Consider the following 443-nt stretch of genomic DNA (forward strand, 5'->3'; position numbering starts at 1 on the left):
GAGTAGATATCATCACTTCTACTTTAGGAAAAGCTTTAGGTGGAGCTTTGGGCGGATTTACTTCCGGCAAAAAAGAGATCATCGATATGTTGAGACAGCGTTCAAGACCCTATTTATTCTCAAATTCTCTGGCTCCCGGAATTGTTGGCGCAGCTTTGAAAGTTTTGGAAATGATTTCAGACGACACTTCACTTCGTGATACGGTGATGGAAAATGCAGAATATTTCAGAACGGAAATGAAAGCGAAAGGTTTTGACATTCCTGATGGAGATGCAGCAATCGTTCCTGTAATGTTGTACGATGCTAAGTTATCTCAGCAAATGGCAGAAAAACTGATGGATGAAGGAATTTATGTAATTGGTTTCTTCTATCCGGTGGTTCCAAAAGAAAAGGCGAGAATCAGAGTGCAGCTTTCTGCAGCTCACACAAGAGAGCATTTAGAT

General features: G+C 40.9%; 1 protein-coding gene. It reads left to right on the top strand.

The window, feature by feature from the left end:
* The coding region (locus AB4Y90_RS18220) for an aminotransferase class I/II-fold pyridoxal phosphate-dependent enzyme (protein ID WP_441558968.1) at positions 1–443 on the top strand (443 nt) is incomplete at both ends.

Origin of the sequence: Chryseobacterium sp. 2TAF14 (assembly GCF_052115105.1) — a bacterium.
Lineage (GTDB): Bacteria > Bacteroidota > Bacteroidia > Flavobacteriales > Weeksellaceae > Chryseobacterium.